The 23,805-nt window shown below is 71.4% G+C and carries 21 protein-coding genes; 9 read left to right on the top strand and 12 right to left on the bottom strand.

Translation table 11 applies throughout. The features are described from left to right. Window positions 1-73 precede the first annotated feature (73 nt). From hydA to ACLZN2_RS07250, 3 genes are all read left to right on the top strand, one after another. Window positions 74-1,477, top strand: a complete 1,404-nt coding sequence (gene hydA, locus ACLZN2_RS07260) for a dihydropyrimidinase (RefSeq protein ID WP_416977532.1) — start codon at window positions 74-76, stop codon at window positions 1,475-1,477. Between the two features lie 11 nt (window positions 1,478-1,488). Then, a complete protein-coding gene (locus ACLZN2_RS07255; protein ID WP_416977531.1) occupies window positions 1,489-2,508 on the top strand; it encodes a TIGR03842 family LLM class F420-dependent oxidoreductase in 1,020 nt (339 codons plus the stop codon). Window positions 2,509-2,633: 125 nt separating this feature from the next. Beyond that, window positions 2,634-4,163: an NCS1 family nucleobase:cation symporter-1 gene (locus tag ACLZN2_RS07250; protein ID WP_416977530.1), complete on the top strand. Its 1,530-nt coding sequence runs from the start codon at window positions 2,634-2,636 to the stop codon at window positions 4,161-4,163. A 67-nt stretch (window positions 4,164-4,230) separates the two neighbouring features. Here ACLZN2_RS07250 and ACLZN2_RS07245 read toward each other — a convergent pair whose 3' ends face one another. After that, window positions 4,231-4,905 carry a hypothetical protein gene (locus tag ACLZN2_RS07245; RefSeq protein ID WP_416977529.1) on the bottom strand — a complete coding sequence of 225 codons (675 nt, stop codon included), beginning with the start codon at window positions 4,903-4,905 and terminating at the stop codon, window positions 4,231-4,233. 285 nt (window positions 4,906-5,190) lie between these two features. On the opposite strand from ACLZN2_RS07245, the gene ACLZN2_RS07240 reads away from it, so the two are divergent. The 6 genes from ACLZN2_RS07240 (at window position 5,191) to ACLZN2_RS07215 (ending at window position 12,349) form a co-directional block, all read left to right on the top strand. Continuing rightward, complete coding sequence (locus ACLZN2_RS07240) at window positions 5,191-7,017, top strand: gamma-glutamyltransferase family protein (RefSeq protein WP_416977528.1); 1,827 nt, start codon at window positions 5,191-5,193, stop codon at window positions 7,015-7,017. A 103-nt stretch (window positions 7,018-7,120) separates the two neighbouring features. Next, window positions 7,121-7,987: an inositol monophosphatase family protein gene (locus ACLZN2_RS07235; RefSeq protein ID WP_416977527.1), complete on the top strand. Its 867-nt coding sequence runs from the start codon at window positions 7,121-7,123 to the stop codon at window positions 7,985-7,987. A gap of 163 nt (window positions 7,988-8,150) precedes the next feature. After that, window positions 8,151-9,563 (top strand): phytoene desaturase family protein, encoded by a 1,413-nt coding sequence (locus ACLZN2_RS07230; protein ID WP_416977569.1) that lies wholly within the window; start codon window positions 8,151-8,153, stop codon window positions 9,561-9,563. 52 nt (window positions 9,564-9,615) lie between these two features. Beyond that, the gene (locus tag ACLZN2_RS07225) at window positions 9,616-10,125 is read left to right on the top strand and encodes an O-acetyl-ADP-ribose deacetylase (RefSeq protein WP_416977526.1); all 510 of its coding nucleotides are present in this window, start codon (window positions 9,616-9,618) and stop codon (window positions 10,123-10,125) included. 80 nt (window positions 10,126-10,205) lie between these two features. Further along, window positions 10,206-11,285 carry a right-handed parallel beta-helix repeat-containing protein gene (locus tag ACLZN2_RS07220; RefSeq protein ID WP_416977525.1) on the top strand — a complete coding sequence of 360 codons (1,080 nt, stop codon included), beginning with the start codon at window positions 10,206-10,208 and terminating at the stop codon, window positions 11,283-11,285. A gap of 35 nt (window positions 11,286-11,320) precedes the next feature. Further along, on the top strand, window positions 11,321-12,349 hold the full coding sequence (locus tag ACLZN2_RS07215; RefSeq protein WP_416977524.1) for a methyltransferase: 1,029 nt from the start codon (window positions 11,321-11,323) through the stop codon (window positions 12,347-12,349). An 84-nt stretch (window positions 12,350-12,433) separates the two neighbouring features. Here ACLZN2_RS07215 and ACLZN2_RS07210 read toward each other — a convergent pair whose 3' ends face one another. From ACLZN2_RS07210 to ACLZN2_RS07160, 11 genes are all read right to left on the bottom strand, one after another. Next, on the bottom strand, window positions 12,434-12,766 hold the full coding sequence (locus ACLZN2_RS07210) for a TcmI family type II polyketide cyclase (RefSeq protein WP_416977523.1): 333 nt from the start codon (window positions 12,764-12,766) through the stop codon (window positions 12,434-12,436). 22 nt (window positions 12,767-12,788) lie between these two features. Continuing rightward, window positions 12,789-13,268, bottom strand: coding sequence for an SRPBCC family protein (locus ACLZN2_RS07205; RefSeq protein ID WP_416977522.1), 480 nt, complete (start codon window positions 13,266-13,268; stop codon window positions 12,789-12,791). Window positions 13,269-13,272: 4 nt separating this feature from the next. Next, the gene (locus ACLZN2_RS07200; RefSeq protein ID WP_416977521.1) at window positions 13,273-13,530 is read right to left on the bottom strand and encodes an acyl carrier protein; all 258 of its coding nucleotides are present in this window, start codon (window positions 13,528-13,530) and stop codon (window positions 13,273-13,275) included. Between the two features lie 31 nt (window positions 13,531-13,561). After that, a complete protein-coding gene (locus ACLZN2_RS07195; protein WP_416977568.1) occupies window positions 13,562-14,812 on the bottom strand; it encodes a ketosynthase chain-length factor in 1,251 nt (416 codons plus the stop codon). Further along, the gene (locus ACLZN2_RS07190) at window positions 14,812-16,077 is read right to left on the bottom strand and encodes a beta-ketoacyl-[acyl-carrier-protein] synthase family protein (RefSeq protein ID WP_416977520.1); all 1,266 of its coding nucleotides are present in this window, start codon (window positions 16,075-16,077) and stop codon (window positions 14,812-14,814) included. Before ACLZN2_RS07190 ends, ACLZN2_RS07195 begins: the two co-directional genes overlap by 1 nt. Continuing rightward, window positions 16,074-16,475 carry a cupin domain-containing protein gene (locus ACLZN2_RS07185; RefSeq protein WP_416977519.1) on the bottom strand — a complete coding sequence of 134 codons (402 nt, stop codon included), beginning with the start codon at window positions 16,473-16,475 and terminating at the stop codon, window positions 16,074-16,076. The genes ACLZN2_RS07190 and ACLZN2_RS07185 overlap by 4 nt, the downstream gene beginning before the upstream one ends. A gap of 63 nt (window positions 16,476-16,538) precedes the next feature. Then, window positions 16,539-17,636 carry a SchA/CurD-like domain-containing protein gene (locus ACLZN2_RS07180; RefSeq protein ID WP_416977518.1) on the bottom strand — a complete coding sequence of 366 codons (1,098 nt, stop codon included), beginning with the start codon at window positions 17,634-17,636 and terminating at the stop codon, window positions 16,539-16,541. Between the two features lie 165 nt (window positions 17,637-17,801). Then, the gene (locus tag ACLZN2_RS07175) at window positions 17,802-18,521 is read right to left on the bottom strand and encodes a class F sortase (protein ID WP_416977517.1); all 720 of its coding nucleotides are present in this window, start codon (window positions 18,519-18,521) and stop codon (window positions 17,802-17,804) included. A 117-nt stretch (window positions 18,522-18,638) separates the two neighbouring features. Continuing rightward, the gene (locus ACLZN2_RS07170) at window positions 18,639-19,259 is read right to left on the bottom strand and encodes a hypothetical protein (protein WP_416977516.1); all 621 of its coding nucleotides are present in this window, start codon (window positions 19,257-19,259) and stop codon (window positions 18,639-18,641) included. A 193-nt stretch (window positions 19,260-19,452) separates the two neighbouring features. Further along, entirely contained in the window at window positions 19,453-21,144 is a 1,692-nt protein-coding gene (locus tag ACLZN2_RS07165) for an FAD-dependent oxidoreductase (protein WP_416977515.1), read from the bottom strand. 408 nt (window positions 21,145-21,552) lie between these two features. Continuing rightward, complete coding sequence (locus ACLZN2_RS07160; protein ID WP_416977514.1) at window positions 21,553-23,403, bottom strand: M1 family aminopeptidase; 1,851 nt, start codon at window positions 23,401-23,403, stop codon at window positions 21,553-21,555. Between the last annotated feature and the right edge of the window lie 402 nt (window positions 23,404-23,805).

Here is a 23,805-nt window from a genome sequence, read left to right as displayed (position 1 = left end):
GCGGCTCCGCCGCGTGAGCGCGATCAACCACAGACGACCCGCAGACGATCAACTACCGCTCCGGAGACGGAATATGAGCAGCCGTAAAATCATCCGCGGCGGTCTCGTCATCACCGCGTCCGACGAGATCCACGCCGACGTCCTGATCGAGGACGGCCGTATCGCCGCCCTCGCCGCCTCCGGCACCCCCGCCGCCGAGGCCTGGACCGACGGGCAGGTCATCGACGCCACCGGGAAGTACGTCATCCCGGGCGGGGTCGACGCCCACACCCACATGGAGCTGCCCTTCGGCGGCACCTTCGCCTCCGACACCTTCGAGACCGGCACCCGCGCCGCCGCCTGGGGCGGTACGACCACGATCGTCGACTTCGCGGTGCAGAGCGTCGGCCACACCCTGCGCGACGGCCTGGACGCCTGGCACGCCAAGGCCGAGGGCAACTGCGCCATCGACTACGCCTTCCACATGATCGTTTCCGACGTGAACCAGGACACGCTCAAGGAGATGGACCACCTCGTCGAGGAGGGCGTCACCTCCTTCAAGCAGTTCATGGCCTACCCGGGTGTCTTCTACTCCGACGACGGCCAGATCCTGCGCGCCATGCAGCGCTCCGCCGACAACGGCGGTCTGATCATGATGCACGCCGAGAACGGCATCGCGATCGACGTGCTGGTGGAGCAGGCGCTGGCCCGCGGCGAGACCGACCCCCGCTACCACGGCGAGGTCCGCAAGGCCCTCCTCGAAGCCGAGGCCACCCACCGTGCGATCAAGCTCGCGCAGGTCGCCGGCGCGCCCCTGTACGTCGTGCACGTCTCCGCCATGGAGGCGGTCGCCGAGCTGGCCCGGGCGCGCGACGAGGGGCTGAACGTCTTCGGTGAGACCTGCCCGCAGTATCTGTTCCTGTCCACCGACAACCTCGCCGAGCCCGACTTCGAGGGCTCGAAGTACGTGTGCTCGACGCCCCTGAGGCCCAAGGAGCACCAGGCCAAGCTGTGGCAGGGCCTGCGCACGAACGACCTCCAGGTGGTGTCGACGGACCACTGCCCGTTCTGCTTCGCGGGCCAGAAGGAGCTCGGCCGGGGCGACTTCTCCAAGATCCCCAACGGTCTGCCGGGCGTCGAGAACCGGATGGACCTGCTCCACCAGGCCGTCGTCGACGGGCACATCTCGCGCCGCCGCTGGATCGAGATCGCCTGCGCCACCCCGGCCCGGATGTTCGGCATGTACCCGAAGAAGGGCACCATCGCCCCCGGTGCCGACGCGGACGTCGTCATCTACGACCCGCACGCCGAGCAGACCGTCTCCGCCGAGACGCACCACATGAACGTCGACTACTCGGCGTACGAGGGCAAGCGTCTCACCGGCCGCGTCGAGTCGGTCCTGTCGCGCGGCGAACTCGTCATCACCGAGCGGGAGTACACGGGACGCGCGGGTCACGGCGTCTACACCCCGCGCTCCACCTGTCAGTACCTCAACTAGGAAGGGCGCCCATGGACTTCGGACTCGTCCTGCAGACCGATCCGCCGGCCTCGAAGGTCGTCGAGCTGATGAAACGCGCGGAGGACAACGGCTTCACCTACGGCTGGACCTTCGACTCCGCCGTGCTCTGGCAGGAACCGTTCGTGATCTACAGTCAGATCCTGTCCGCCACCAGCAAGTTGACCGTCGGACCGATGGTGACCAACCCTGGCACCCGCACCTGGGAGGTCACCGCCTCCACCTTCGCCACCCTCAACGACATGTTCGGCAACCGCACGGTCTGCGGCATCGGCCGCGGCGACTCCGCGATGCGCGTGGCCGGCCGCGCCCCGAACACCCTCGCCCGGATCAGCGCCGCCATGAAGGTCATCCGGGCCCTCGGCTCGGGGCAGGAGGCCGACCTCGGCGGCACGGTGATCCGGTTCCCCTGGATCAAGGAGGACGCGAAGCTCCCCGTCTGGATGGCCGCGTACGGGCCGAAGGCGCTGAAGATGACCGGCGAGGAGGCCGACGGGTTCATCCTGCAGCTGTCCGACCTGTACCTCACCGAGTTCATGGTGAAGGCGGTCAAGGACGCGGCGGTCGCGGCCGGCCGTGACCCCGGCGACGTGAGGATCTGTGTCGCCGCCCCCGCCTACGTCACCGAGGACGACTCGCCCGAGGCGCTCGCCCACGCCCGCGACCAGTGCCGCTGGTTCGGCGGGATGGTCGGCAACCATGTCGCCGACCTGGTGTCGAAGTACGGCGAGCACTCCTCCCAGGTCCCCGAGGAACTCACCGACTACATCAAGGCCCGCGAGGGGTACGACTACTCCCACCACGGCCGCAGCGACAACCCCGACACCGCGTTCGTGCCCGACGAGATCGTCGACCGGTTCTGCGTCATCGGACCGGTCGAGAAGCACATCGAGAAGCTGAACGCCCTGCGCGCCCTGGGCGTCGACCAGTTCGCCGTCTACGACATGCACGACGCGCGCGAGAGGGTCATCGACGCGTACGGCACGACGGTGATCCCCGCCGTCAACGGCTGACACAGCCCCGAAAACCAACTCCCCGTCCCCCCACTCCAGTTCTCCCCTCCTCCACTGTCCGGAGGAGGGGGCCGGAGACCCCGCACGGCCTTTCCGGATCCGCCCCTCGTTTGATTGGCCTGCCCATGACCGACACCGCTCCCACGGCCATACCCGTGTCCGACCAAGTGACCCTCCCCGACGGGCGCGTGGAGTTCGCCCCGGGGTCCCCGCCGCCCAGTGGCCCGTACGCCAACGAGGACCTGCTGCCGGTTCCCGTCGAGAAGCGCACCTGGAACACCTACAACTTCTCCGCGCTGTGGGTCGGCATGGCCCACAACACGGCGTCGTGGACGCTCGCCTCCGGTCTGATCGCCGTCGGCATGGACTGGAAGCAGGCGGTGTTCACCATCGCCCTGGCCAATGTGATCGTGCTGGTCCCGATGCTGCTCACCGGGCACGCGGGACCGAAGTACGGCATCCCCTTCCCGGTCTTCGCCCGCGCCTCCTTCGGCATCCGCGGCGCCAACCTCCCCGCTGTCGTACGGGCGTTGGTGGCCTGCGGCTGGTTCGGCATCCAGACCTGGATCGGCGGCGAGGCGATCTACTTCCTCGCCGGGAAGCTGATCGGCAACGGCTGGAGCGAGGCCGGGGCGATCGGCGGCCACCCCTGGACCATGTGGCTGTCGTTCGCGATCTTCTGGGCGATCCAGGTCGCGATCATCTACCGGGGCATGGAGACCATCCGCCGCTTCGAGAACTGGGCGGCGCCCTTCGTCATCGTCGGCGCGCTGGTCATGCTGATCTGGATGAGCAACAAGGCGGGCGGTTTCGGCCCGCTGCTCGACCAGCCCTCCAAGCTCGGCTGGGGCGGCGACTTCTGGAAGCTGTTCTGGCCCTCCCTGATGGGCATGATCGGCTTCTGGTCGACGCTGTCGCTGAACATCCCGGACTTCACCCGCTACGGCAAGTCCCAGAAGGCGCAGACCTGGGGGCAGGCGCTCGGTCTTCCCACGACCATGACCCTGTTCGCGCTGCTGTCGGTGCTTGTGACCTCCGGCTCGCAAGCCGTGTACGGGGAGACGATCTGGAACCCGGTCGAGCTGGCCGCCAAGACGGACAACGTCTTCGGGCTGCTGTTCGCGTTGGTGACCGTGCTGGTGGCGACCCTGTCCGTGAACATCGCGGCCAACCTGGTCTCGCCCGCGTTCGACTTCTCCAACGTGGCGCCGCGCAGGATCAGCTTCCGCACGGGCGCCCTCGCCACCTGTGTCATCGGGGTGCTGATCTTCCCGTGGAAGCTGTACTCCGACCCGCAGGGTTACATCTTCACGTGGCTAGGCCTGGTCGGCGGTCTGCTCGGCACGGTCGCCGGCATCCTCATCGCCGACTACTGGATCCTGCGCCGCGGCAGACTGGACCTGACCGACCTGTACCGCGCGGGCGGCCGCTACTGGTACGACGGCGGCTGGAACTGGCCCGCCGTGGTGGCCTTCCTGACGGGCGGTGTCCTCGCGATCGGCGGCGCCAGCTTCAAGCCGATCATCGACGGCAGGCCCATCCCGGCCCTCGAGTCCCTCGCCGACTACGGCTGGGCGGTCGGCCTCGGCACCTCCATGCTGGTGTACCTGGTCCTGATGACGCTGACCGGACGCCGGGAGCGGAGCGCCGCCTGACGCACGGCCGACGAGGAACGGCCGGAGGGTCCTGGACCCTCCGGCCGTGGCCGTGTGTACGGGTCGCTCAGCCGGCGCTCTTCTGCAGCGCGGCCACGGCCTCCTTCGCGGCCTTGATCGCCCCCTTGTTGATCACGTCCGTGCTGGGGGCCTTCTTCGTCTCGAAGTCGCTGCCGTTGTAGGTGACGACGACCAGCGCGTTGGAGACCCGGGCGATGACGGTGCCCTCCCGGGTCTGCTGCTTGTCCTCCGTGGTCAGGTTCACCACCGAGTAGCCCGCGTCGCCGAGCCCCGGTACGTCACCGCCGCCGCTCTTCTCCTTCAGCCGGTCCGTGAACGTGGACTGTGCCTCGTCGTCGGAGTCCGTGATCTCGAAGGAGATGTCGAGCCAGCGGTAGTCGAACCCCTTGAGCGCGTTCCAGGAGCAGGTGCGGCGCAGTGTGGTGTCCGTGGAGGGGATCTCCTTGCCGGCCGTCTTGGCGCCCGGCACCAGCGAGGTGATCGTCTTGGCGGCCACGCTCGTGCACGGCGCGAGCGCGGCGTCGTACGTCTTGGACGCGGCGGTGTCGGACGAGCCGCCGTCGGCCGTCTTCTTCTCGGACTGGCTCTTCTGGGTCTGCTTGGCCGTGGTGTCCGGGGCGTCGTTGTCCGGACCTGACGAAAGCACCCAGCCCGCGCAGGCGAGCACGGCCACCGGGGTGAGACGCGCGGTGAGGGCGAGCGGCAGTGGAAGAGAACGCACGGCGCACTTTCGTGGGGGACGGCGCGGACAGCAGTCCGCAGTGCGGACAAGGACGCCAGTGTCACACGACTCCCTGTGGGGCGAAAGCGAAAACGCGCAGTGTGCACGGCTGGTGACGAAGGGGTGCGCCCCTTCTGGGACATCGTCGGCCCATTGGGGAGCGGTCGATTCATTGCGCGGAAACGCCAAGCAAACAAGAGGAAACGGTCATTTCTTGCCATGAGTGACCACTGATGGCAGCCGTACGATCACAAGATCGGCTGTAGCGCAGTGAGGAGCCCCTCCGTGTTCACCACCCGGCCCACCCTTCAGGGCACCTTCGGCATGGTGTCCTCCACGCACTGGCTGGCCTCGCAGTCCGCGATGGCCGTCCTGGAGGACGGCGGCAACGCCTACGACGCCGCCGTCGCCGGGGCGTTCGTCCTGCACGTCGTCGAACCGCACCTCAACGGCCCGGCCGGCGAGGTGCCCGTCCTGCTCGCTCCTGCGGGCGGCGAGGTGCGGGTGCTGTGCGGACAGGGCGTGGCACCGGCGGGCGCGACGGTCGCCCACTACCGGGGCCTCGGCCGGGACCTCGTCCCCGGCACCGGTCCGCTGGCCGCCGCCGTGCCCGGCGCGTTCGACGCCTGGATGGTCCTGCTGCGCGACCACGGCACCAAGGACCTCGCCGACGTCCTCAAGTACGCCGTCGGATACGCCGAGCACGGGCACGCGCCCGTGGAGAACGTCGGCGCGACCGTCGAGACCGTACGGGAACTGTTCGAGACGGAGTGGACCTCGTCGGCCGAGGTGTACCTGCCCGGCGGCGAGGCGCCCCGGCCCGGCGCCCTCTTCCGCAACCCCGCCCTCGCCGCCACCTGGAAGCGGCTCCTCGCCGAGACCGCCGGGGCCCGGGACCGCGAGGCGCGGATCGAGGCGGCGCGGGAGGTGTGGCGGACCGGTTTCATCGCCGAGGCGCTCGTCCGGCAGGCGGCCCGCCCCACCCTGGACACCAGCGGCGAGCACCACACGGGCACCCTCACCGCCGCCGACCTCGCCGCCTGGTCCGCGACCTACGAGCCTCCGGCGACGTACGACTGGAACGGCTGGACCCTGTGCAAGGCCGGCCCCTGGAGCCAGGGCCCGGCCCTCCTCCAGCAGCTCGCCCTGCTCCCGCCCGAACTGCCCGCGTACGGCTCCGCGGAGTACGTCCATCTGCTGGTCGAGGGCTGCAAGCTCGCCATGGCCGACCGTGAGGCCTGGTACGGCGACGCGGCCGAGGTCCCGCTGACCGAGCTGCTGTCGGACGACTACAACGCCGGGCGCCGCGCACTCGTCGGCGACAAGGCGGCGTACGGACTACGGCCCGGCAGCCCCGGCGGACGTCCGCCCCGGCTCAGCGCGCACGCGCACGTGGTGCTCTCCGAGGAGCCGGGGTTCAGCCCGATGGGGGTCGGTGAGCCGACCGTCGCCCAGCCTCCGGCGTCGCCGGTGCCGGGCGAGCCGGAGGTGACCGGTGAGGGGCTCACCCGGGGCGACACCTGCCACCTCGACGTCGTCGACCGCTGGGGCAACATGGTCGCGGCCACGCCCAGCGGCGGATGGCTCCAGTCCAACCCGGTCGTCCCGGAGCTGGGTTTCCCGCTCGGTACGCGGCTGCAGATGACCTGGCTGGAGGAGGGCCTGCCCAACTCGCTCACCCCCGGCCGTCGCCCCCGCACCACCCTCACGCCCTCACTCGCCCTGCGTGACGGGGTGCCGGTGCTGGCCTTCGGCACCCCCGGCGGCGACCAGCAGGACCAGTGGCAGCTGCACTTCTTCCTCGCTGTCGCCCACCACGCGCGCGTGCGCGGCGGCTTCGACCTCCAGGGCGCGATCGACGCCCCGAACTGGCACAACGACTCCTTCCCCGGGTCCTTCTATCCGCGCGGCATGCGGCCGGGCAGCGTCACCGTCGAGTCGCGGATGCCGGTCGAGGTGGTGGAGGGGCTGCGGCGGCGCGGCCACGACGTGACCGTCGGCGCGCCCTGGTCCGAGGGGCGGCTGTGCGCGGTCGCCCGCGACCCGGAGAGCGGCGTCCTGTCGGCGGCGGCGAACCCGCGGGGGATGCAGGGGTACGCGGTGGGACGCTGACCCAGGGTGATCCCGGGGCGGACGCGCCGGTTGTTCATCCCGATTCCGCCCGGAGTGCACCGGCGGGGTGGGGATTGTCAGTGGGGCGTGCTCTCATGGAGGCATGATCGAAGACAAGGAACCCATCGACGGCTTCGACGAGTTTCTCGCCCGTCACTCGGCCGACGTGGCGGAAGCGGTCCGCAAGGCCGCCGCGGCCGAGATCATGCCCCGCTTCCGGCGCCTCGCCGACCACGAGGTCGTCCAGAAGGCGGGCCCGCACGACCTGGTGACCGACGCCGACCGAGGTGCCGAGCTGTTCCTCACCGGCGCCCTCGGCGCCCTGCTGCCCGGCTCGGTGGTCGTCGGCGAGGAAGCGGTCCACGCCGACCCGGCGACGTACGAGGCGATACAGGGCGACGCCCCGGTGTGGATCGTCGACCCGGTCGACGGCACCCGCCAGTTCGTCCGCGGCGAGGAGGGCTTCAGCACGCTGGTCGCCCTGGCCCACCGCGGCGTTCTGCTGGCCTCCTGGATCCACGCCCCGGCCCGCGACCAGCTGGCCACCGCGGTGCGTGGCGGCGGCGCCTTCCTCGACGGCGAGCGGCTGTTCGCCGGTCCGCCCGCGCCCGGCCGCGACCTGGTGGTGGCCACCTCCCACCCGGACTACACCACCGACGAGCAGAAGCGCGCCCTGCTGGCCCTGCGCGTGGACGGCGTCGCACCGCGCCCCTGCGGATCGGCCGGCCTGGAGTATCTCGCCATAGCCCGGGGGGAGTTGGACGCCACGGCCTTCTCCTGGGAGGCCGCCTGGGACCACGCGGCCGGACTGCTGCTGGTCGAGGAGGCGGGCGGCGCCCACCTGACCCTCAGCGGCGAACCGTTCCGTATCACCGGCGGCAACTCCCTGCCCTTCACCGCCGCCCGCGACGCGGCCACGGCCCGCCGCGTGGCGGACCTGCTGGCGAACGGGGCGCCCGCGGCGGGCTGACCGACGCCGGAGGGCACGCCGGGGGCACATCGGCGGCACGTCGGCGGGACGACGGCTGCCGGGCGGCCCTTCGGCGGGCTGTCATACCCCCGGCATATCCTGATCCCGGAGGCCGCCGGGCTGCGGAGGTCACGCGCTGACGAAGGGGTCGCAAGTGCCGTCGATGCTCGATGCGGTCGTGGTGGGAGCGGGGCCCAACGGGCTGACCGCCGCGGTGGAGCTGGCCAGACGCGGCTTCTCCGTGGCGCTGTTCGAGGCGCGCGACACCGTGGGCGGGGGATCGCGCACCGAGGAGCTCACCCTCCCCGGCTTCCGCCACGACCCCTGCGCCGCGGCTCACCCCCTCGGCATCAACTCACCGGCGTTCCGCGCCCTGCCCCTTCAGCGGTACGGCCTGGAGTGGCTGCACGCCGAACTGCCCATGGCGCACCCCTTCCCCGACGGCAGTGCCGCCGTGCTGTCCCGGTCGGTCGCGGAGACCGCCGCGTCCTTCGGCCCGCGCGACGCGGGCGCGTACCGCCGGCTCGTCGAGCCGTTCCTGCCCCACTGGGACACCCTCGTCCGCGACTTCATGTCGCTTCCGCTCACCGCGCTCCCGCGCGACCCGGTCACCCTGGCCCGCTTCGGCCTGGCCGGTCTGCCCCCGTCCACCTGGCTGACCCGCCGCTTCCACGACGAGAAGGCCAAGACCCTCTTCGCCGGACTCGTCGCCCATGTCATGGCCCCGCTCGGCGGCCTCGCCACCGGCGCCGTCGGACTGGTCTTCGCCCTCGCCGCGCACGCCCGCGGCTGGCCGGTCGCCCGCGGCGGCTCCCAGGCCATCTCCGACGCCCTCGCCGCCCACCTCGAGGACCTCGGCGGCAGCGTCCACACCGACTACGAGGTCAAGCGCCTCGACGACCTGCCCCCGGCCCGCGCCTACGTCTTCGACACCTCACCCACCGCCCTCGCCCGCATCGCGGGCTTCGGCAGCCACTACGCGCGCTTCCGCTACGGCGCCGCCGCCTTCAAGGTCGACTACGCGCTCGACGGACCGGTCCCCTGGACCGCGCCGGAGGCCCGGGTGGCCGGGACCGTGCAGATCGGCGCGGACAGCGCGGAGATCGGCACCGCCCTGCGCGCCGCGTCCAAGGAGGGCCGCGCACCCGAACGGCCCTTCCTGATCACGGTCCAGCCCGGGGTCGCCGACCCCACCCGCGCCCCGGCCGGGAAGCAGGTGTTCTGGGCCTACGGGCATGTGCCCAACGGCTGGACCGGTGACCTCACCGACGCCATCGAACGCCAACTGGAGCGGTTCGCCCCGGGATTCCGCGACCGCGTCCTCGCCCGCGCCATCGCCGGCCCCGCCGAACTCGCCGCCCGCAACGCCAACTACGTCGGCGGCGACATCGCCACCGGCGCGGCCACCGGCCTGCAGCTCCTGCTGCGCCCCAAGTTCTCCCTGACCCCGTACGCGACCCCGCACCCGGCCGTGTTCATCTGCTCCTCGTCCACCCCACCGGGCCCCGGCGTCCACGGCATGTCGGGCCACAACGCGGCGAAGGCCGTATGGCGCAGGCTGCGCGCCCAGAACTGACACCCCGTCAAAAAGGCGGGCCGGTCGGGGCAGCCGGTTGGTATACACAGGCATGACCACCATCACCCTCGTCCAGGGCGACATCACCGACCAGTCCGTGGACGCCATCGTCAACGCGGCCAACTCCTCGCTCCTCGGCGGCGGTGGCGTCGACGGCGCCATCCACCGCAGGGGAGGCCCCGCCGTCCTCGCCGACTGCCGCCGCCTGCGCGCCTCGCAGTACGGCAAGGGCCTGCCCACCGGCCAGGCGGTCGCCACCACGGCGGGTGACCTGGACGCCCGCTGGGTCATCCACACCGTGGGTCCCGTGTACAGCGCGAGCGAGGACCGCTCCGCCCTCCTGGCCTCCTGCTACCGCGAGTCCCTGCGCGTCGCGGACGAACTCGGCGCCCGCACGGTCGCCTTCCCCGCCGTCTCGGCCGGCATCTACGGCTGGCCGCTGGACGACGCGGCCCGCATCGCGGTGGAGACGGTCCGGGCCGCGGACACGTCGGTCGAGGAGGTCCGGTTCGTGCTCTTCGACGAGCGGGCGTACGCGGCGTTCGCGCGGCAGACCGGGTGAGCGGCGGGCCGGGTGAGGTGACACGCCGCAGGACGGTCCGTGTCACGGCTTCCGAAGAATTCGGGCATATCTTGTGAAATATGACGAAATGCCATGTTCTGTACCTGGCGTGCACCGCCGCGATCGTCGGGACGGGGCTCGGTGCCGCCCCGGCGGCCGTCGGGCACCCGTACCACGCGATCCACGTGGTCAAGCAGGGACAATCCATCCAGAAGGCGGTGGACGCCGCCGACCCCGGTGACACCGTCTACGTGTCCGCCGGGACCTACCGCGAGAGCGTCACCGTCACCACCGACGGGGTGACCCTGCGCGGCGCGGGCTCCCGTACCGTGCTCCGGCCGGCCCCGGTCAAGAAGAAGGCCGCCGCCGGTACCTGTGCCGCCGACGGCAACGGCATCTGTCTGATCGGCACCAAGGACCGCAAGGTCAAGGGCGTCACCGTCGCCGACCTGACCGTCACCGGGTTCACCAAGAACGGCGTCTACGCCACGGGCACCGACAAACTGACCGTACGTCAGGTCACGGCGCGGAAGAACGGGGTCTGGGGTATCGCCACCGAGGCCTCCGAGCGCACGGTCCTGCGCGGCAACACCGCCCGTGACAACGGCGACGCCGGACTGTTCCTCGCCAACACCGTCAAGGAGGAGCGGGGCGCCACGGAGACCAGGGGCACACTCGTCCAGGGCAACCGGCTTGAGGGCAACCGGATCGGCGTCACCGTCCGCCGGCTGCGCGACCTCACCGTCGCCGGCAACCTCATGACCGGCAACTGCGCGGCCGTCTTCGTCGTCGGCGACGAGAACAAGCCGAAGGCCGGCCGGGTCACCGTGCGCGACAACCGCATCGTCGGCAACAACAAGTCCTGCCCCAAGACCGCGCGGCTCGACGCCCTCCAGGGCTCCGGCATCGTCCTGACCGGCGCCGAGGACAGCGTGGTCACCGGGAACGAGATCAGGGACAACGCCGGCACCTCCCCGCTCTCCGGCGGCATCGTCCTGTTCAAGAGCTTCGTGGGCACCACCAGCGAGCGAAACCGGATCAGCGACAACAGGCTGTCGGGCAACTCCCCGGCCGACCTCGTCGTCACGGACACCGCCGGCAAGGGCAACACCTTCGAGCGCAACACCTGCAAGGCGTCCAAGCCCGCGGGTCTGTGCTGAGCGGACCACCCCACCGAGAAGAAGAAAGGCGGCACATGACGACCGCTCAAAGCGCCCCGCCCCCACCCATGCGGCTGCGGGAGCTCGTGTTCGGGGCGGCATGTGCCGCCGCCCTGCGCGCCTCGGCCCGGCTCGGCGTCGCCGACGCCCTCGGCGAGGACCCCATGACCGTCGCGGACCTCGCCGCCGCGGTGAAGACCGAGCCGAAGCCACTGCGCCGGCTGCTGCGCGCCCTGTCCTGCTACGGCGTCTTCACCGAGCGCCCCGACGGCACGTTCACCCACACCGACATGTCCCGGCTGCTGCGCGAGGACGACCCGCACAGCCTGCGCAACATCGCCCTGTGGTGCACCGAGCCGTGGACCTGGGACGCCTGGCCCAAGCTGGACGAGGCCGTGCGCACCGGCCACAACGTCGTGGAGGACCTGTACGGCAAGGAGTTCTTCACCTACCTCAACGAGGACGCCCCCCAATCGGCCGAGGTCTTCAACAAGGCCATGACCACCTCCAGCGAGCAGTCCGCGCGGGAGGTCGCCGCGCTCCTCGACCTGTCCGGCAGCAAGTCCGTCGCCGACATCGGCGGCGGCCAGGGCCATGTCGTGGCCAGCCTGCTCGACAAGTACCCCGCGATGCACGGCACCCTGCTCGACCTGCCCCGCGTCGTCGACAACGCCGTGCCCCGGCTGCGCGAGGGCGGCGACCTCGCCCACCGCGCCCGGATCGTCCCCGGAGACGTCCGCAGGGCCGTGCCCGTCCAGGCCGACGTCTACGTCATCAAGAACATCCTGGAGTGGGACGACGAGTCCACCGCCCGGACCCTCGCCAACGTCATCGACGCGGGCGGCCCCGGCACCCGGGTCGTCGTCATCGAGAACCTCGTCGACGACACCCCCTCCATGCGGTTCAGCACCGCCATGGACCTGCTGCTGCTCCTCAACGTCGGCGGGGCGAAGCACACCACCGAGTCCATGGTGAGCCGGCTCACCGAGGCGGGCCTCGTCATCGACGACATCCGGCCCGTCAACCCCTACCTGCACGCCTTCGACTGCCACGTCCCGGACTGACGTCCCCGAACCACCGGTCCCCGAACCACCGGTCGCCGAGTCCGCAGCGTCGCGGACCCGGCGACCGGTGACACCGGCGCGGACTCAGCCGGACGGTTCGCGCTCCCAGAGATAGAAGCGCTGCGCCATGGCGTCCTTCGGGGAACGCCAGGTCTCGGGGTCGTACGCGCTGACGTACGCCGTCAGCCGCTCGCTGACGTCCCGGAACTCGGGATGGTTCGTCACCTTGGCGATGGCCGGGCCCGGGTCGCGCTCGGACTCGATCAGATGCAGGTACACGTCGCCGAACTGGAAGAGGCTGCGCCGGACGACCCCGACGAGGTGCGGCAGCTCTCCCCGGTCCGACTCCTCGAACACCTTGGCGATGTCGGGGGCGGAACCCGGGGCCATACGGGCGACGATCAGGGCTTGGTGCATGGGGGAGTGTCCTCCGTCCGGCTCAGTCGGTCAGGCCCGGAGTGGATCCGCGCTCCGCGGCGGCCTTCTCGATGCGGTCCCGGATCAGGGCCAGCTGGACCTTGGAGTTCCGGTTGATGTTGTCGGTCATCCACTCGTCGTCGACCGGCGCGTCCGGCTTCATCGCGAAGTCCTGCGTCCAGATCATCCGCACCCCGGCCGGCACCTCCTCGTACCGCCAGTGGATGTCCATGTGGGCGAACGGACCCGTCTCCACCCGGCGGGCGCGCACGGTCAGCGTCTCCCGGTTCGGCTCGCGCTCGGAGACCCAGCTCCAGACCTTGCCGTTGTCGTCCGGGTGCATCGTGAGCCGGAACGTGGTCTTGCGGCCCTCGCGGGAGAGGATCTCCACGGACGCGTACTCGCTGAACAGCCGCGGCCAGTTCTCCAGGTCGTTGGTCATGTCCCAGACCAGGTCGAGCGGGGCCGCCACGGTGATCTCGTTCTGCGTGTGTCCGGTCATGGCGTCACGCCCCCGCCGGCAGCGCGCTGTTGATCCGGTCGAGGAACTCCCGGGGCGTCCGGCAGCGCTCCATGTCCAGGTCCAGCGGAGTACCGAACCGGTTCTCCAGCTCGCCCACGATGCCGAGCATGCCGAGCGAGTCGATGCCGAGCTCGCCGAACTCGCCGTCCGCGTGCTCCCTCAGCTGCTCCGGCGTCACGGTGATCCCGGCGGCCTTCTTCATCAGACCGGCGAGTTCGTCCAGGGTGATGCGTTCACTCATGCGAAACCTCTCCTTCGTGCTGTGCGCCCCGCTACGAGGCGTGGGCGGCGCCGTGCCGCAGCACCAGCGCCGAGTTCGACCCCATGAGGCCCCGGCTGAGGACCAGCGCCGTCCGCATCTCCGCGGGACGGGCACGCTCGGTCACCAGGTCGAGGTCATGGCAGATGTCGAAGACATGGGGGGTGGGCGGGATCAGACCGTGCTCCATCGCCAGCACCGCGGCCGCCGTGTCCAGCACCGGCGCCCCGCCGTAGGCGCGGCCGATACCGGTCTTCGGCGCCGTGACCGGCACCTTCCTGGCGTGCGCGCCGAGCGCGTCGGCGATCGCGAGGGCCTCCGCCCGGTCCGCCTCCGGCACCCCGAGGGCGTCGGCGAAGACCACGTCGATCTCCTCCGGGGCACAGCCCGCCTCCTCCAGCGCGCCCCGGACGGCCTGGGCGAGCCCCTCCCGGGACCGATCCCACCGGGCGGCGCCGGTGAACGTCGCCGCGTGCCCGTCCAGCGTGGCCCGCACCCGCACCCCCCGCTCCCGGGCCGAGTCCGCCGACTCCACGACGAACATGGCGCCGCCCTCGGCGGGCACGAACCCGCACGCCGAGGCGGTGAACGGACGGTAGGCGCGCTCCGGCTCCTCGACGGTGCTCAGCGCGTCGTAGCCGAGCTGGCAGACCATCGAGTACGGGGCGAGGGGGGCCTCGGTCGAGCCGGTCACCAGGACGTCGGTGCCGCGCCGCACCGCCCGCGCCGCGTGCGCGAGGGCGTCCAGGCCGCCCGCCTCGTCCGCGGCGAGCACCGAGCAGGGGCCCTTGAAACCGCGGCGGATCGAGATCTGGCCGGTGCTCGCCGCGTAGAACCAGGCGATCGACTGGTACGGCCCGACGAACCGGCTGCCCTTGCCCCACAGCTGCTGCAGCTCCCGCTGCCCGAACTCGCCCCCGCCGCTGCCGGCCGCGGTGACCACGCCCACCGAATACGGGGCCTCGGCGGTGTCGGCCTGGCCGAGCCGGGCGTCGTCCAGCGCGAGATCGGCGGCGGCCATCGCGAAGTGAGTGAACCGGTCCGTCTGGACGAGGAAGCGCTCCTCGACGGCGGCCGCCGCGTCGAAGTCCCGGACCTCGCCGGCCACCCGCAGCGGCAGATGCCCACAGCCCTCGCGGGTCACCCGGTCCAGGACGCTGATGCCCTCCTGCGTGGCCTTCCAGAAGGCCTGGGTGCTGGTTCCGTTCGGCGCGACGACACCGATTCCGGTGACGGCCGCGCGTGGGGGACGCGGTGCGCTCATCATGTCCTCTCCCTCGGCCGGGTCAGGACCACCGCGGACTGGAACCCGCCGAACCCGCTGCCCACGGAGAGCACGCTGTTCAGCGTCCGTTCGCGCGCGACCCGCGGCACATAGTCCAGGTCGCACTCGGGGTCGGGGGTCTCGTAGTTCGCGGTGGGCGGTACCACCTGGTGGGCCATGGCCAGGACACAGGCGACGACCTCGATCGCGCCGATCGCCCCGAGCGAGTGACCCACCATGGACTTGATGGAGCTCATGGGGGTGGCGTACGCGTGCTGCCCCAGGGCCCGCTTCACGGCGGCCGTCTCATGACGGTCGTTCTGCAGGGTGCCCGACCCGTGCGCGTTGACGTAGTCGATGGCCGTCGGGTCGAGACGGGCGTGGTCGAGGGCGAAGTCGATCGCCCGGGCCATCTCCAGGCCCTCCTTGGTCAGGCCCGTCATGTGGTAGGCGTTGCCGAAGGTGGCGTAGCCGCCCAGCTCGCAGTACACGCGCGCACCACGGGCCTTGGCGTGTTCCAGTTCCTCCAGGACGAGGACGGCGCCGCCCTCGCCCATCACGAAGCCGTTGCGGTCGGCGTCGAAGGGGCGGGACGCGTGGGCGGGGTCGTCGTTGTTCGGGGACGTCGCCTTGATCGCGTCGAAGCAGGCCATGGTGATCGGGGAGATCGGCGAGTCCGACGCGCCCGCGATGCAGACGTCGGCCCGGCCCTCCTCGATCGTGTGGAAGGCGTATCCGACGGCGTCCAGGCCCGAGGTGCAGCCGGTGGAGACGGTCTGCACCGGGCCGCGCGCCTCGAACCGCTCGGCCACGGTGGCCGCGAGCGTGGCGGGAGTGAACGCGCGGTGCAGCTCCGGCCCCGCCCGCCCGTCGTCGACGTCCCAGCGCTGACCGCGATGGCTGACCAGCACGTAGTCGTGCTCCAGCCGGGTGGTGCCGCCGACCGCGGTGCCCAGCGACACCCCGACCCGCCACGGGTTCTCCCGCGCGAGGTCGAGGCCCGCGTCCCGCACCGCCTCCTCCCCGGCGACCAGCGCGAACTGTATGTACCGGTCGCTGCGGACGATCTCCTCGGCGGCCAGCCCCGAGGCCGCCGGGTCGAAGTCGCACTCGGCGGCGATCCGCGACCTCAGGTCGGCCGGATCGAAGAAGGTGATGCCGCGCGTCGCGGTCCGCCCGTGCGAGAGCAGGTCCCAGAACGCCGGCACACCGATGCCGCCAGGTGCGACGACGCCTATGCCGGTGACCGCCACCCGCCTGCTCATGAGACGACCTCGGCGGTCTCCTCGGTGTCGACGTGACCGAGCGGCGGGCTCGGGGCCAGCGGCCCCAGGTGGAACACGATCCGCGCCTCCACCTTGCCGACGTTGCGGAAGCGGTGCCGCATGTTCATGGGGATCAGCAGGCCCTGCTCCGGCTGGAGCGGCGTGGGCTCGCCGTCCAGGTCGACCTCCAGCCGCCCGCACAGGACGTACACGAACTCCTCGGAGTACGGGTGGTAGTGCTCGCCGATGCGGTCGCCGGGCTGGATGAGCGCCACGCCCATGAAACCGCTCGTGGAGCCGACCGTGGCCGGGGTGAGCATGGCGCGCAGATCGCCGCCGCGCCGGGTGTTGGGCTCGACCTCGCTGAGATCCACGACTCTGGGACGGGAATTGATCACGACGTTGCTCCGATCGTGTGCTGTGCGGTGCTGTGCACTGCCGAGGGGCGGGTGCGGGACGGATCAGGCGCCGGGCGAGCGGCGGTCGGTGACGAGTGACATCCGGGTGGGCCCGGCGGCACCCTTGGGAGCGCGGCCGTCCAGCAGCCGCTTCAGCCCGGCCTCCTTCGGCGACACCGCGGGATCGTCGGCGCGGACTCCCTGCCGTACGTCCACCAGCCGCACCACGACGTCGTCGCGCTGGAAGATCGTGCTGCTCAGCACCGGGCACTTCGGGTCGTCCGCGGCCGCCTCGTCCTGCTCGGCCAGCAGCCGGGCCAGCTCCAGGCCGCAGCCGGACTTCGCCGGGTAGTACAGGGCGTGCCGCTCGGCCTTCGGGTCCTCCTGGTCGGCCGCCACATGGTGGACGGCGGGCAGCGCCGCCCGGGTGAAGAAGACCCGTGCGGAGTCGGGGTCGTCGAGGTCCCGGTCCTGCTCCAGATGGGGGTTGATGGCCTCCTCGACGGCCCGCACCTCGGGCTGCCGGGCGACATGGCGCAGCGCCGCCATCAGGTCGCCGCGCACCTCGACCGCGCGCACCACGCGGTTGCCGTGCATGAACAGCGAGGTGCGGCACAGCCGGGTCGTCTCGTCGACCTTCGGTTCGGGCGAGGCGTAGTCGGCGAGGATCCTCGCCACGGCCTCCTCGCTGCCGGGCTTCACGGTGAAGGTGAGCGCGTGCCGGATCACACCGTCGCCCATGCGGGGCGCGGTCTGCAGGCTGCGCGCGGCGGCCGACGCCGGGCCACCGGTCTCCCGTACGACGTGGAAGCGCAGGCTGCGGGTGTCGCGGACACAGCTGTGCAGCGGCTTGACCATCTCCACGTGCTCCTCGCTGTTCACCCAGGTGAGGAAGGGCGGGGCGCTCTCCCACTCGCTGGTGATGAGCCACTGGGAGGGGTTCTCGATCGACTGGCACAGCTGGTCGCTGACATGCCCGGGGACGGAGGCGACCTGGTTGCAGAGCTGCTCGTACGCCTCCAGGAACTGGTGCTGGGCGCCGTCGTGGACGTCCACCAGCAGGACGACCCGGAGCCGGGAACCGTCGAACACGGACTGGGAGACACGCTGCGACACGCGGCGGGTCAGCGGTGCGGAGGCGGGAGTGGACGTCGTGGTCATGCGGGGCACAACTCCTTCGCGGGGAGGGGAGCGGTGAACGCCGCTCGCGGGCTTGCGAGGTGAGGTCGCGTCGCGGCGAGGTCACCGTGACTCGATCCTGGGCCGCTCCCCCCGGGCGCGCGATTCGGATGGACTGCGCGGGTGATCACCCCTGGGGGTGACGGCTCAGCGGAGGTGGGCGAAGACGACCAGGTTGTCCTTGTAGTCCTTGGCCGAGTGGTCGTAGTCACCGGCACAGGTGATGAGCCGGGCCTCGGCCCGGGACGTGTCGGCGTACACCCGCTCGCTGGGGAAGTCGTCCTTGGCGAACGTCGAGGTGCCGTCGACCACGAAGTGCGCGACGCTCCGGTCGGTCCGCAGGACGTCGAAGACGTCGCCCTTCTTCAGGTAGCGCAGCTCGGCGAAGACGGCGGCGGAGGTCTTGGTGTCGACGTGCCCGGCGATGATCGCGGTGCCCGTCTCGCCGGGGGAGGGGCCGGCGGCGTGCCAGCCGACGAGGTTGGTGTCGTTCGGGGGCGGGGCCTCGAGCTGCCCCTTGGTGTTCAGGGAGAGGTCCGTGAAGGGGGCGTCCACCGAGATCCGGGGGATGCGCAGCCGGACCGGCCGCGAGCGGGACAGATGCTTGCCCACCGGCTGCGCGGCGCCCGCGGCCGGGGCGGAGGAACGCAGTGGCGGGGCCGCGGAGAGCGCGGTGCCGGGAACCTGGGGCGCCTGCCGGGCCTGCGGCGGGATCGAGGAGGAGCCCGACGACGACGCGTCGTTGCCGCCGATCAGGCTCACCGCCAGGATCAGCAGCGCCAGGGCGCACAGCAGGGTCAGGGTCGAGCGGGACTGCTTGCCGCCCGGCTCGTCGTCGGTGGCGGGGGAGGGAGGGGGGACTGTCATCGGTGAACACCTCGGACAGGGCGGATCTGCGGGACGGTCGGGCGGGGCGAAGAACCGGCCGGGCGGCCGCCACACGATGCACCGGTGGCGGCCGCGCCTCTATCGCGTCCTGCATGGTCAGGCCAGGCCGTGCGCCGACTTCTTGCGGCGCACGCCGTACAGACCGGCTCCGGCGACCGCGAGGACTGCCAGACCGCCCGCGGTCACGGACGGAGCGGCCAGGGCACCACCGCCGGTGTGCACACCGCCGTGGGGCTTGTCCTTGCCGTACCCGTGGTCGTCCTTGCTCCAGGAGTCGTCCTTGCCGTAGCCGGAGTCCTCCTTCTTGTTCCAGGAGTCGTCCTTGCCGCTGTCCTCCTTGCTCCACTCCTTGTCGCCCTTGTCGTAGCCGTCGGTCACGAGGGTCAGGGCGCCGCCGCCGGTGTGGATGCCGCCGTGGGGCTTGCCGTAGCCCTTGTCCTTGTCGTGCTCCTTGCCGTAGGAGTCGTCCTTCTTCTCCTCCTCCTTGCTGTACGAGTCGTCCTTCTTCTCGTCCTCCTTGCTGTACGAGTCGTCCTTCTTGCCGGAGTCCTCCTTGTCGTAGGAGTCCTCCTTGCTGTACGACGAGTCGTCCTTCTTGCTGTAGGACGAGTCGCCCTTCTCCCAGTCGCCGTCGGCCGCGTAGGCGCCGGGCGCGGCGGCGAGGGCGAGGACGGCCGAGGTCGCCGCGGTGGCCAGGATGATGCGAGCAGAACGCATGTGCGGGGTTCCTTCCGTCACGGCCGGGCAGCTGGTGCTTCGTCAGCTGAGATGACCCGGCTCCGACGTGATCCACCGTCAGTCACTTCGGCGCCCGCCACCACTCGGGGCGGTCACGCGGGTGAACGGACCCCGCCAAAAGAGTCGGCCGGCAGCACGGATGCTGCCGGCCGGGGTCCACGCGAGGTGGGGGTCAGGGCAAGGACAGTACGGTGCCGAGCACCTGACGCAGCGTCGACTGGGGGTCCGGGACCGGGCCGGGGGAGCGCCAGGCGACGAACCCGTCCGGCCGTACGAGGACGGCGCCCCCGGGACCGACGCCGTGGGCGGCACGCCAGTCCGTGCCGGCGGGCCCATCCATGGGGGTGAGATCGGCGTCGGGCGACGCGCCCACCCGGTACGGGGTGAGCGGGATCGACTCCCGGTCGGCGAGCCGGGCGGCGGCCCCGTGCCAGGCGCCCGGCTCCCCTCCCGCGCCCTCGTCGTCGGCGTCGCTGAGCAGCACCAGGGTGCGCTCGTACAGGTCGAGCGTGGAGATCCGCTCGCCCGCGCGCCGTACCCACAGATGGGGTGCCCTGCTGCCGGGCTCCCCGGTCAGCGAGAGCCCGTCGGGGACGACGGGGGCCGCGGGGTCGGCGCCGACGACGGCGCCCTGCGGATAGCGGTAGCCCAGCGCCACGTTGAGGATGCCGCGCTGCGGTCCGCCGCCGCCTCCGGCGCCGGGCGGTGGGGCGAAGCCGGGGTGGCTGTGCTCGGCCGACCGGGCGGCCGCGCGGGCGCTGGTGGCCTCCGCCACCGGCCGGCGCTCGGCGTCGTAGCTGTCGAGGAGCCCGTCGCCCGCCCAGCCGCCGAGCACCGCGGCCAGCTTCCAGGCGAGGTTGTGGGCGTCCTGGATACCGGTGTTGGAGCCGAACGCGCCGGTCGGCGACATCTCGTGCGCCGAGTCGCCGGCCAGGAAGACCCGCCCCGACCGGTAGGCGCGGGTCACCCGCTGGGCGGCGTGCCAGGGCGCCTTGCCGGTGATCTCCACGTCCAGGTCGGCGACCCCGACCGCGCGGCGGATGTGCTCGATGCAGCGTTCGTCGGTGAACTCCTCCATCGTCTCGCCGTGTTCGGGGTGCCAGGGGGCGTGGAAGACCCAGTTCTCGCGGTTGTCCACGGGCAGCAGCGCGCCGTCGGCGTCCGGCTCGGTCAGGTAGCAGACGATGAAGCGGCGCTCGCCCACCACGTCGGCGAGCCGCCGCGAGCGGAACGTCATGCTGATGTTGTGGAACAGGTCGCCGGGGCCGCTCTGCCCGATGCCGAGCGCCTCCCGCACGGGGCTGCGCGGGCCGTCGGCGGCGACCAGGTAGTCCGCCCGGATCGTCAGGTGCTCGCCCGTGTCCCGGCTCTTGACCAGCGCGGTGACACCGTCGGCGTCGGCCTCGAACGACATCAGCTCGGTGTGGAAGCGCAGATCGCCGCCGAGCGCCGCGGCCTGGTCTAGCAGGACCGGCTCCAGGTCGTTCTGGCTGCACAGGCACCAGGCGGTCGGGCTGAACCGGGCCAGTCCGCCGCCCGGGTCGATGTCCTTGAACAGCCACTCGCCCGCGTCGCCGACCAGGGTGGGCGTCTGCAGGATGCCGTGGTTCTCGGCCAGGGTGGCCGCGGCCTGGTGGATCCCCGGCTCGGCTCCGGCCACCCGGAACAGCTCCATCGTGCGGACGTTGTTGCCGCGGCCGCGCGGATGGACGGAGGTGCCGGCGTGACGCTCCACCAGGGTGTGCTCCACCCCGAGCCGGCCCAGGAACAGGGACGTCGACAGGCCCACCAGGGAACCGCCGACGATGAGGACCGGCACCTTGTGGACGGTCCCGCCGGCCCGCCCGGCTGTCTTGTTCGTCATTCCTTCATCACTCGCCTCCAGGGGTCATGTGCGCCGACTCCACCCGAATGGGGCCGCGGTCTTCATGCATTGCCCCGCACGGCGGACACCGCCTCGGGCCGCAGCCGCTTCACCCGCTTGACCCGTCCGATTCACCGGGCTGACGCCCTCAGAGCCTGTGTCATATCCCCGGCCGGGCGCGCGACGCCTGGCACGCTCCCCCAGAGGGGGCACCCCCACCCCCAGAGGGGGGACCCCCAGCCGCGTTGCCGAAACGCCCACGTGGCTCCTCCCCCACGCTCGGCTCCGCTCGAGCGGGAGGGGCCCCCATGACGCCGCGCGCTGATCCGACCGGGGATATGACACAGGTTCTTAGAGGCGAACGGGTGACGCCGCACCGGCGCCACCCGTGACGGACCGTCCGCCCGCTCAGCCCTCGATGCGGTGCGTGGTCCAGAACGACGTCAGGTCCGTGGTCGTCGCGGCCTGCGCCGCCGCCTTGAACTCGGCCGTGGTCGACACGCCGTACCAGTGCGAAGTGGCGTAGCTCTTCAGCAGGTTGGCCATCGCGGTGTCCCCGATGAGCCGCCGCAGGTCGTGCAGCGCGCACTTGCCGTAGCCGTAGACGACCGTGCCGTACCGGGAGGAGTGGGTGTCCCAGTAGGCCATCGAGTTGGTGATCTTCTCGGCGGACGACGCCCAGGAGACGCTGTTCCAGCAGTTCGTGCCGGTGCTGCCCAGCGCCAGGTCGGTGGCGTAGTCGGTGAACGACTCGTCCAGCCAGGGGCTGTTGTACTCGTCGTCGCCGACGATGCCGTACCACCACTGGTGGCCGATCTCATGGGTGAGCGCGGTGGTGCTGACCAGGTCGAGGACGAATCCGGGGTACTCCATCCCGCCGAACCAGAAGTTGTTGTCGATGACGGCGTCCAGCTCGCCGTACGGGTACGCCCCGAAGCGGGCGGCGTGGGCGTCGACCGCGGTCTTCGCGGTGCTGAGCATCGACTGGGCGCCGCTGGAGCTGATGCCGGAGACCGAGTACACGTTGATCGGCGTCCCCGCGGTGGAGGTGCCGGAGATCTTGCTGAAGGGCCCGGCCGCCCAGGCGAAGTCACGGACCTGGGTGGCGGTGGCCGTGGTGACGGTACGTCCGCTGGAGCCGGCCGTGTCGACGGAGGTGCCGGTGGCGGGCACGAGCAGGGTCGTCGGGTGGTCGAGGGTCACCTTGAAGTCGGCGGCCAGGGAGTAGAAGGACTCGCCGTTGTTCGTGTACGGGTCCAGGTGCCAGCCCGCGCCGTCCTTCACCGCCAGCACGGGCAGCGCGTTGCCGATGAAGCTGAACGACCCGTCGTAGCCGAACCGGTCCGCGCCGCTGGGCACCGAGATGCCCAGGTCGAAGCCGATGGTCGCGCTCTGCCCCTGGGCGAGCGGCGTGGCCAGGGTGATCGGCAGGGCGGTGCAGGCGACCGCGAGGGCGCCGGCCGTCCCGCCGGTGACGTTGGTGACGGTGATCGGCGGCGCGGAGCAGGTGCCGTGGTAGTTGTCCCACAGCCGCAGGTAGACCTCGCTCAGCGCGGTGGCGGAGGCGTTGGTGAAGGTCGCGGTCTCGTGACCGGTCCACACCGTGCCGGCCGTGTTGCTGCTGAGGCTGACGGTGTACGCCGGTGCGGCGGGCGTCCGTGTCGAGTCGGCGGGCGGGGTGGTCGCGTCGGAGGTGTCCAGGGCGATGTCGTCGAGGACGAAGCTGGACTGGAGGCTGGAGTCCTCGGTGCCGGTGAAGGCGAGGGTGACGGTCTGCCCGGCGAACGCCGACACGTCGAACGACTTCTGGACGTACCCGGTGTTCTCGTCGAGGTTCGAGTAGGTCGCGAGGGTCGTCGAGCCGATCTTGGCGGTGAGCTTGTCGTACGCGATGGACGACGTCGTCTCGGTGGTGTCGATGTGCAGCCAGAAGGTGAGGGTGGCCTTCGCGCAGCCGGACGGGACGGTGACGCTCTGCGAGAGCGTGTCGGTGTGCGTGGAGCCGGTGCCGTCGAGCCAGGCGTAGTAGCTGCCGCCGTGCGCGCTCTGGCCGGTGCTGTTGGTGACGACGCTCGTGGACGACTGGGTCCAGGACGTGGCACCGCTCTCGAAGCCGCCGTTGGCGACGACCTGGGCGGGTGTGCAGGCCTCGGCCGCCTCGGGGGCGGCGGTCGCCGGGGTGGCGGGCAGGCAGAGGGCGGCCGTCGCGGCGAGGGCGAGCGCGCTCGCGGCGAGGGCCTTGCGGGGGGTGGGTCTCACACGTGGCTCCTTTTGGGCGACCGGGACCCCGGCAGGGGTGTGCCGGAGGGAGAGCAGCGGTGTGCGACGGGTGGGGGAAGCCTGACAGATTTGACACGTCCATGCCATAAGGCAAGGCAAAAGGCAAGGCAAAGGAATCTCACAGCGTGCGCGCCCGCTCAACCGGCGCGGCCGACGAATCTCACACCCCCGAGGCGCCGGCTCACACCCGCGCGGCCCCCGCTGTGCGGCACCCTTAACTCCCGGCGCCCCATCGGGGAGACACCTGCGTAATGCACACTTCGTACCTTCGACAAGGCCCTCACCAGGGCCGTTCACCAGAACGCGGCAGAACGAAAGGGGCGCCCGTGGCCGTGCCGGACCCGCGGACCGACAGCGCGACGAAGGTGCGCACGGTCTGCT

The sequence above is a fragment of the Streptomyces sp. T028 genome (genome assembly GCF_048159505.1).
Classification (GTDB): Bacteria; Actinomycetota; Actinomycetes; order Streptomycetales; family Streptomycetaceae; genus Streptomyces.
Note: the sequence above shows the minus strand (reverse complement) of the source record. Positions and strands in the feature narration are given on the sequence as shown.